General features: G+C 69.1%; 8 protein-coding genes and 1 pseudogene. 1 reads left to right on the top strand and 8 read right to left on the bottom strand.

The window, feature by feature from the left end; all coding sequences use genetic code 11:
- Positions 1-91 precede the first annotated feature (91 nt).
- From D476_RS0131445 to D476_RS0131425, 5 genes are all read right to left on the bottom strand, one after another.
- A complete protein-coding gene (locus D476_RS0131445; protein WP_017627839.1) occupies positions 92-919 on the bottom strand; it encodes a siderophore-interacting protein in 828 nt (275 codons plus the stop codon).
- Between the two features lie 210 nt (positions 920-1129).
- Positions 1130-1765: a hypothetical protein gene (locus D476_RS0131440; protein ID WP_017627838.1), complete on the bottom strand. Its 636-nt coding sequence runs from the start codon at positions 1763-1765 to the stop codon at positions 1130-1132.
- Positions 1756-2337: a hypothetical protein gene (locus D476_RS0131435; protein ID WP_017627837.1), complete on the bottom strand. Its 582-nt coding sequence runs from the start codon at positions 2335-2337 to the stop codon at positions 1756-1758. Before D476_RS0131435 ends, D476_RS0131440 begins: the two co-directional genes overlap by 10 nt.
- Positions 2338-2451: 114 nt before the next feature.
- Entirely contained in the window at positions 2452-2967 is a 516-nt protein-coding gene (locus D476_RS0131430) for a hypothetical protein (protein WP_017627836.1), read from the bottom strand.
- A 604-nt stretch (positions 2968-3571) separates the two neighbouring features.
- A complete protein-coding gene (locus D476_RS0131425) occupies positions 3572-4138 on the bottom strand; it encodes a TetR/AcrR family transcriptional regulator (RefSeq protein ID WP_017627835.1) in 567 nt (188 codons plus the stop codon).
- Positions 4139-4230: 92 nt separating this feature from the next.
- Here D476_RS0131425 and D476_RS0131420 point away from each other — a divergent pair, with 92 nt between their 5' ends.
- Complete coding sequence (locus D476_RS0131420; protein WP_017627834.1) at positions 4231-5250, top strand: alpha/beta hydrolase; 1020 nt, start codon at positions 4231-4233, stop codon at positions 5248-5250.
- 31 nt (positions 5251-5281) lie between these two features.
- Here the strand turns inward: D476_RS0131420 and D476_RS35280 are convergent.
- The 3 genes and pseudogenes from D476_RS35280 to D476_RS0131405 form a co-directional block, all read right to left on the bottom strand.
- Positions 5282-5703 (bottom strand): annotated as a pseudogene (locus D476_RS35280) (NUDIX hydrolase).
- Between the two features lie 7 nt (positions 5704-5710).
- Entirely contained in the window at positions 5711-5884 is a 174-nt protein-coding gene (locus tag D476_RS36945) for a DUF397 domain-containing protein (RefSeq protein WP_017627832.1), read from the bottom strand.
- On the bottom strand, positions 5871-6752 hold the full coding sequence (locus tag D476_RS0131405) for a helix-turn-helix domain-containing protein (RefSeq protein ID WP_017627831.1): 882 nt from the start codon (positions 6750-6752) through the stop codon (positions 5871-5873). Before D476_RS0131405 ends, D476_RS36945 begins: the two co-directional genes overlap by 14 nt.
- Between the last annotated feature and the right edge of the window lie 156 nt (positions 6753-6908).

Raw genomic sequence — 6908 nt, 5'->3', positions numbered from 1 at the left:
ACGAAAAGTTGCACTGAACAGTAGAAACCACCGCCATCTTAAGGCCGACTTCCCCGAGATCAACGACGAGCGGGGCCGCGCGCCCCAACCGTCAGTGGGAGACGCCGCGCTTCCAGTAGCCGCAGAAGAAGACGCGCTCCTTGTCCATGCCCCGGCCGGAGACGAGGTGGCGGCGGAGGGAGGTGGCCAGCGTCGACTCCCCCGAGAGCCAGGCGTAGTCGAGCGGGCCGAGGTCCCGGCCCTCCAGGTGGGCGAGGGCGGCCTCGCCCGGCTCGGCGCCGTCGGCGGGGTGGAGGTGGACGCGCTCGACACCCGGGTGGGCGGGGAGCTCGGGGGCGCTGCCGGGCCGGTATTCGAGGATCGCCAGGGCGCGCATGTGAGCGGGCAGGGTCTCGATGATGGCGGCGAGGGCGGGCTGGGCCGTCTCGTCGGCTACGAGGAGCAGGTCGGTGGCGTCGGCGGGCGGGGCGTACCCGGCGCGGTCGCTGAGGACGCCGATCCCGTCGCCGGGGCGGGCGTCGGCGGCCCAGGCGGAGGCGGGCCCGGCGTTCTCGGCGTGCAGCACGAAGTCGACGTCGATCTCGGCGCGGGCGCGGTCGATGCGGCGGACGGTGTAGTTGCGCACGCGGGGGCGGTCGGGTTCGTCCATGGCCTGGATCTCCTTCCACCAGCCCGACGACGAGCGCGGAAGGTTGAGCTCCCCGGTCGCACCGGGCAGCAGGAGCCGGATGAGGTGGTCCGGGCCGTGGTAGGGGAAGCGGACCGGGTCGGCGAAGGAGGGGTGGGTGAGGGTGACGCGGACCATGTGGTCGGCGACCCGGGACGTCCGCACCGCGCGGGCGGCGACGGCGGTGACGGGTTGCTCCTTGGCGGTGCCGTCCGTTCTCTCCGACGTCTCGGTACGGGCCTGCACGGGCATGCGGTCCACTCCTCGTCCCCAGGGTCCGGCGGCCCCCGGGGACGGAGGCGGCCCATGGCAGTTGGGCCCGCCCCCGGGGCATCACCGCTGCGATGCAGATTCTAAGGTAAGGCTAACTTTAACGTCGGCGCAATGGGGAGGGAGGCCGGGCGCCCCCGCGGGGGCGCCCGGCCGGTGGACGGAGCGGACAGGGTCCGCCCCTCGCTCGGATCAGCAGTGTGCGGCGCGCTCCGCGGAGGTCATCGGCCGCGTCGACTGGGTGATGGTCCCGCTCTGGTCCTCGGTCGGGCCGGTGGCCTCGAAGGGCACGTACCAGATGTAGTGGCCGTAGTAGCGGTCGGGGAAGCGCAGCTCATAGGTGCCCTCCGCCGTCTGCATCTTCGGCCCGACGTAGACCCGTCCGACCTCCCCGGGAGCCGTGATGACCGTCGTGGTCTGGGACTCGGAGTGCTCGGTCTTCCATTCGTGCCCGTAGGTCACCTCGAAGGAGGCCTTGAAGACACTGGCGAATCCGTACTCCACCGCCAGTGACAGGCCGACGCTGTTGCTCTCGCTGGTGGTGTCGGCCCAGCTGACCGACATCCACTGTTCCCTGTCGGTGCAGTTGTAGACGGGATCGCCGACGACGTGGCGGGCCGCCTGGTGTTCCCGCAGCGGCCCCTCGGGGTGGAAGACGCAGGCGTCGGTGCCGTTGTCGCACCTCTCAAGGAGCTGGCGAGCGGTGGGGGTGTCCTCGTGATCGGCGTGGGCCGGAGCGGCGAGCCCTGCTGTGACGGCGAACGCCGCCGCAGCGGAGCCGCAGGCGAGTATGGTCCGGCGTAGCGCCGCTGCCGTGGTCACGGGCACTCATTCCTTTCCGTCTGCGTCATGGGACGGGTCTGCTGCGCGATCGCCCCCTCGCCGCCCGGCGCGGGGCCGGTGGCCTCGAAGGGCACGTACCAGATGTAGTGGCCGTAGTAGCGGTCGGGGAAGCGCAGCTCATAGGTGCCGCTGACCTGTTCCATCCGCGGCGCGCGCTCCACCCAGCCGACCTCGTACGGGCCGGTGAAGACGTAGGTGGTCTGGGATTCGGTGTGGGAGCTCGACCATTCGTGGCCGTAGGTCGCCTTGAAGGTGGCCCTGAACACTTCGGCGTAGCCGTACTCGACGCCCATGGACACGCCGACGCTGTTGGTCTCGGTGGTGGTGTCGGACCAGCTGACCTCGAATCGCTGCTCCCGGCCGGTGCAGTTGTAGACCGCTCTGCCGACCTGGTCCGCCGGCCCCGCGAAGTATTCGGGCCGGCCGTCGGGGTGGAAGACGCAGGCGTCGGTGCCGTTGTCGCACGCTTCCAGAAGCTGGCGGGAGGTGGGGGTGTCCTCGTGATCGGCGTGGGCCGGAGCGGGGAAGAGCCCCGTCATGAGCGACGCGGCGATCATGGCGGCGGGGATAGTCCATCGTTTTCGCATGGGGGATTCCGTCGTCCTCTCGGAAGTGGGGGGTACGCGCTTCAGAGGTGGGGGCGCGCGCTTCAGAGGAAAGGGGGAAGACGCTCAGCTGAAGCCGATCGAGACGGTGCGGTTGTTCATGAAGTCGCCGACGTAGGTGGTGTTCTCCTTGTACGGGCCGTCACGGGACCCGCCGAGGTCGGGCTCGGGGTAGAGCCAGATCCAGCAGTCGGCCCACGGCTGAGCCGAGGAGATCCTGTTGGCCCAGCCGGAGAAGTCCCCGGTGAGGTTGAACTCGTAGTCGACCCAGCCGTCCTTGACGCAGGGGGCCTCGCCCCAGATCGTCAGGGAGTCTCCGCCGTAGCCCCGCTCAGTGAAGAAGGTGCCTTGGATGACGTCGTTCTGGGCCTGTGCGCTCAGGGTGGTGGGGCCGGAGGGCTCGGTCTCCTCCTCGGCGGCGGAGATCGCCGCGTCCAGGGTGGCGAAGCACGTCTGCTCGCCGGTGTCCATGTTGGCGATGCAGTGCTCCTCCTCCTCGGCGGCCGCCGTTCCGGAGGTGAGCGCCGTGCTCAGCAGCAGGGCCGCTCCGCCGACGGCAGCGTAGGGAAGCGCTTTCTTCACCTGGCCGCTCCTTTGGTTCGCATGGGGAGCAAATGGCGCCGCCACCGTAACTTCGCCCAAGGCGACGGGGAACGGGGGCACAAGAGCGGCCCGATCCGACGCGTCGGACACCGTTGCCGCCTGCTTCTGAAGGTGCCCCGGTCACGAGCGGGGCGAAGATCCACTTCATCCGCATACCAGCAGGTAGCGTGACTGGCGTCACAGTCATGCCCGGCAATGGCGGCAGGTTCCGGACAACATCTAACCCCTACACCATCACCCGAAGTCCGTTCCGCCTTCCGAAACACACTCCGTGATGCGAAACCCGTTAATCGGCAGACTCCCGGTCGAATGAGGCCGTGCCTCGCCCTGAACAGCCGGTACGGAAGACCAGCGAGAACGGGATCGTCACCGGCGACCGCGGAGAACAGCAAAGAAGGCGACCTATTTCGGTCGGCGCACGATGCGGCCGCCCTAACGGACGCCCGCGCAGGGGAAGCCGAGAGATCCAGAAGGCGCCCCGCTCGGCGGCATCGACGTAGGCCCTCCACTCGGGAGAGCCGAAGAGCAGAGCGCCGCGCTCCGCCGGCGGCACTCTCCGGCGTCGAGGTGCCGCCATCGCCCCTCAGCCCGTGACCCGCTCCATCTCGGCGCGGAAGGTGTGTTCCGCCTCGGCCGCCGACAGGCCCCCGATGAGCACGCGCATCGTCAGCCCGTCGGCGGTCGCCATCAGCGAACGGGCGGCCTGGCGGGGGTCGGCGGTCCCGGGGGCGATCCGCCCGAGCAGCCTCGCGGCCTCGGCCTCCGCGCCCTCCTTGGCCTCGGCCAGTACCGCAGCGAGCCCTGGGTGACTGATCCCGGCGGCCACGTACTGGTGGAACACCGACACCATCGCCCTCGACGACTCCGCCAGCGGGATCGGCCCCGCGATGAGCCGCCACAGCGCCTCGCGGTCGCCGCCCCCTTCGGTCTCGGCCGTGTGGCGTTCCTCCGCGCCCGCCACCATCGCCTCCAGGCTGGCCCGCAGCAGTTCGTCCTTGCTGCGGAACCAGTACTGGATCCTGCCCACCGACACCCCCGCGGCCGCCGCCACGTTCCGCATCGACACCGCGCCCATGCCGCTCTCGGCGATCACCTGCCACACCGCGTGGATGATCGCGGTCCGACGGTCGTCGGAATCCGTGCTGTCCATGACCCCATCCTAGCGGCGATGAATACGACCGTATTGATCAATGTGTACACTCGCACCGAGCGATCAATACGACTGTATTTGCGGGGGTCTCCATGAGCACCGAACCGAACCGCCGGCCCCGGCGGCGCCGCGCCCTGGCGGTCCTCAAGGTCCTCGCGGTCCTGGTCGCCGCGTGGCTCGTCATCGATAAGGCCGCCGAGGCCGTCTCCCCCGAACCGCAGGTGGGCCACTGGCGCAGCCAGGAGGGGTACGAGTCCTACCGCGCGGCCTACGACGCCGCGATGGCGGACCTCCCTGAGCCGACCCGCACCCACGACGTGCCCACCGAGTACGGCACCGTGCGCGTCTACGAGTGGGCGGCCGACGGGGACAGAGAGGAGAACGACCTCCTTCCGGTCGTGTTCGTGCCCGGGATCAGCTCCGGAGCGCCGATGTGGGGCGACAACCTGCCGTCCTGGATCGGCGACCGCACCCTCTACGCCATGGACGCCATCGGCGACTCGGGGATGTCCACCCAGTCCGTCCCCTTCGCCTCGTTCGACGACCAGGCGGAGTGGGTGGAGCAGATGCTCGCAGGCTTGGACATCGACCGCGCGCACATGGTGGGACACTCGTTCGGCGGGGCCGTCGCCGCGAACCATGCCCTGGACCGCCCCGGGCGGGTCGCCTCGCTGACTCTGCTCGAACCCGTGGTGGTGCTGGAGTCGCTACCGGCCTCGATGTACCTGTGGTCGTCGCTGCTGATCCTGCCCGCGCCCCAGTCCTGGAAGGACCGAGCACTCGCGGAGATCGGCGGCACGACGGTGGAGGAGGTGCGCGAGCGCACGCCGATGTCGGTGATGGTGGACGAGGGGTCCAAGCACTACGTCTCCCCGACGTTGGTGCCGAGGACGCTCACCGACGGCGAGTGGCGGTCGATGGAGATGCCGGTGCGGGTCGACATCGCGGCGGAGAAGTCGCTCGCGGGCGGCGGGGAGGCGGCCGCCCGGGCCCAGAGCCTCGGCATGGACCCGGTGACCGTGTGGCCCGAGACCACGCACTCCCTGCCCATGCAGGCGGCCGAAGCCCTGGGGCCCGAGCTGGAGGGCTACTGGTCCACGCACGACGGCTGACGGTGGCGGCGCCATCCGACGGCGCCACACTTCAGAGGAGGTCGCGACCGTCGTGGACGCGGACGGCAGGTGGAGCACCCGGGGTGAGCGCGTCGAGGAGGCGGCACGCGTAGGCGGGCGCCATGCGGGCCTCGACCTCGTCGGGGGTGAGCCAGTCGATGCCGGTGGTCTCGTCGGTGAGGTGCGGCGCGCCCGAAGCGGGTGCGCAGCGGAAGACCAGCGCCACGACGTGGGCCTTCATGTTCTTGTAGACGCCGGTGAGGGGTCCGACGAGCACATGCAGGCCGGTCTCCTCGCTGATCTCGCGACGGACACCGGCCTCGATGTCCTCACTCGACTCAAGGACACCGCCCGGGGGCCCCAGTGCCCGTTGTCGGCCCGGCGGATGGCCAGGATGCGGCCGTCTTCTCGGACGACCGCACCGGCGACGGAGACGGAGTGGAGGGGAGGCACTGAGGGGTTAGAAGGCGCCCCGCTTGGCCGCGTCGATGAAGGCTCTCCACTCAGGGGAGCCGAAGCGCAGGACGCCGAGGTCACGGTGCTTGGTGTCGCGCACGGCACTGGCGCCGGGGACGTCGGCGACTTCGACACAGTGGCTCTCGGTCGCGCTATAGGAGGACTTACGAAACTCCACGTCGCCCCTCTTCCTGGAACTGTTTGATCGACCTGATGGACTCCTCTTCGCTCAGCGCCGACCGCATGAGCGACGCGAAGACCCGGCGGTAGTCTTCCAGTTCTTCGGGCTTCTCCAGGAACGTCCCTCCTGTCCTGCCTTCGAGGTAGACGAGGGAGGGGTCGGCCGCATCGGCGTAGTCAAGGATGACGAAACCGCCTCCCATGGCGGCATGGAGCCCTGCACTGACCGGGAGTACCTGGATCGTGATGCCGTTGACCGCCTCGGCAATGGTGATCAGGCGGGCCAACTGTTCGTGGGCGATATCGGATGTGTGGACGAGCCGCATCAGGGCGTTCTCGTCCAGCACTGCCAAGAGTTCGATGCCCTCAACCAGGACTTCCTGCCGCTTTTCCCGGACGGCGACGACCCTCTCGATATCCTTCTCGGTCACCGCGCCACTCGCGCGAGCGGACCGGGCGGCGTATTCCGGTGTCTGCAACAGACCGGGTATGACAGAGGGTTGATAGACGCTGATCGTCGACGCTTCTGCCTCGAATCCGAGGTAGTCACCGTCGAGCACGTCGTTGTAGGTATGCCACCATCCGCGCTGACGGCTCTGCCGCCCGAGCGCGAGTACAGCTTCGATCCGTTCGGGGTCGGTGACCTCATAGATGCGCATGAGGTCGCGCAGGGCGCTCGGGTCGGTGCCGTGCCGCCCACTCTCAAGGTGGTTGACACGGCCGGCCGCCCATCCGAGTTGCCTGGTCACCGCAGCCGTGGTCATACCGGCAGCTTCCCTCATCTTCCGGAGCTCCCGCGCCAGCCGACGGCGCCGGACGGTCGGTGACTGCCTCTCTCCCATGGGCGGAATCGTATCGGTCGACATAGCGGACATTCTCATCAATAGACGACACCCACTTGCTCTTATCAATTGATGAGATCACTATAGGTCTCAGGGCGCTCAAGGGCCTCGCCGCCCTCAAGGTCTGCGCCTACCGTCCTAACCTCTGTGGGGGCTCCCATGTCCGCCTCGTCCCGCACA

This window comes from Nocardiopsis chromatogenes YIM 90109 (assembly GCF_000341185.1).
Taxonomy (GTDB): Bacteria; Actinomycetota; Actinomycetes; order Streptosporangiales; family Streptosporangiaceae; genus Nocardiopsis_A; species Nocardiopsis_A chromatogenes.
This window is presented reverse-complemented; position numbering and strand designations above follow the sequence as displayed.

Excerpts from the sequence above, each read along its gene's own strand:
- D476_RS0131435 (WP_017627837.1), bottom strand. The coding sequence starts at position 2,337 with ATGATCGCCGCGTCGCTCATGACGGGGCTCTTCCCCGCTCCGGCCCAC.
- D476_RS0131420 (WP_017627834.1), top strand. The coding sequence starts at position 4,231 with ATGAGCACCGAACCGAACCGCCGGCCCCGGCGGCGCCGCGCCCTGGCG.
- D476_RS0131445 (WP_017627839.1), bottom strand. The coding sequence starts at position 919 with ATGCCCGTGCAGGCCCGTACCGAGACGTCGGAGAGAACGGACGGCACC.
- D476_RS0131425 (WP_017627835.1), bottom strand. The coding sequence starts at position 4,138 with ATGGACAGCACGGATTCCGACGACCGTCGGACCGCGATCATCCACGCG.
- D476_RS0131405 (WP_017627831.1), bottom strand. The coding sequence starts at position 6,752 with ATGTCGACCGATACGATTCCGCCCATGGGAGAGAGGCAGTCACCGACC.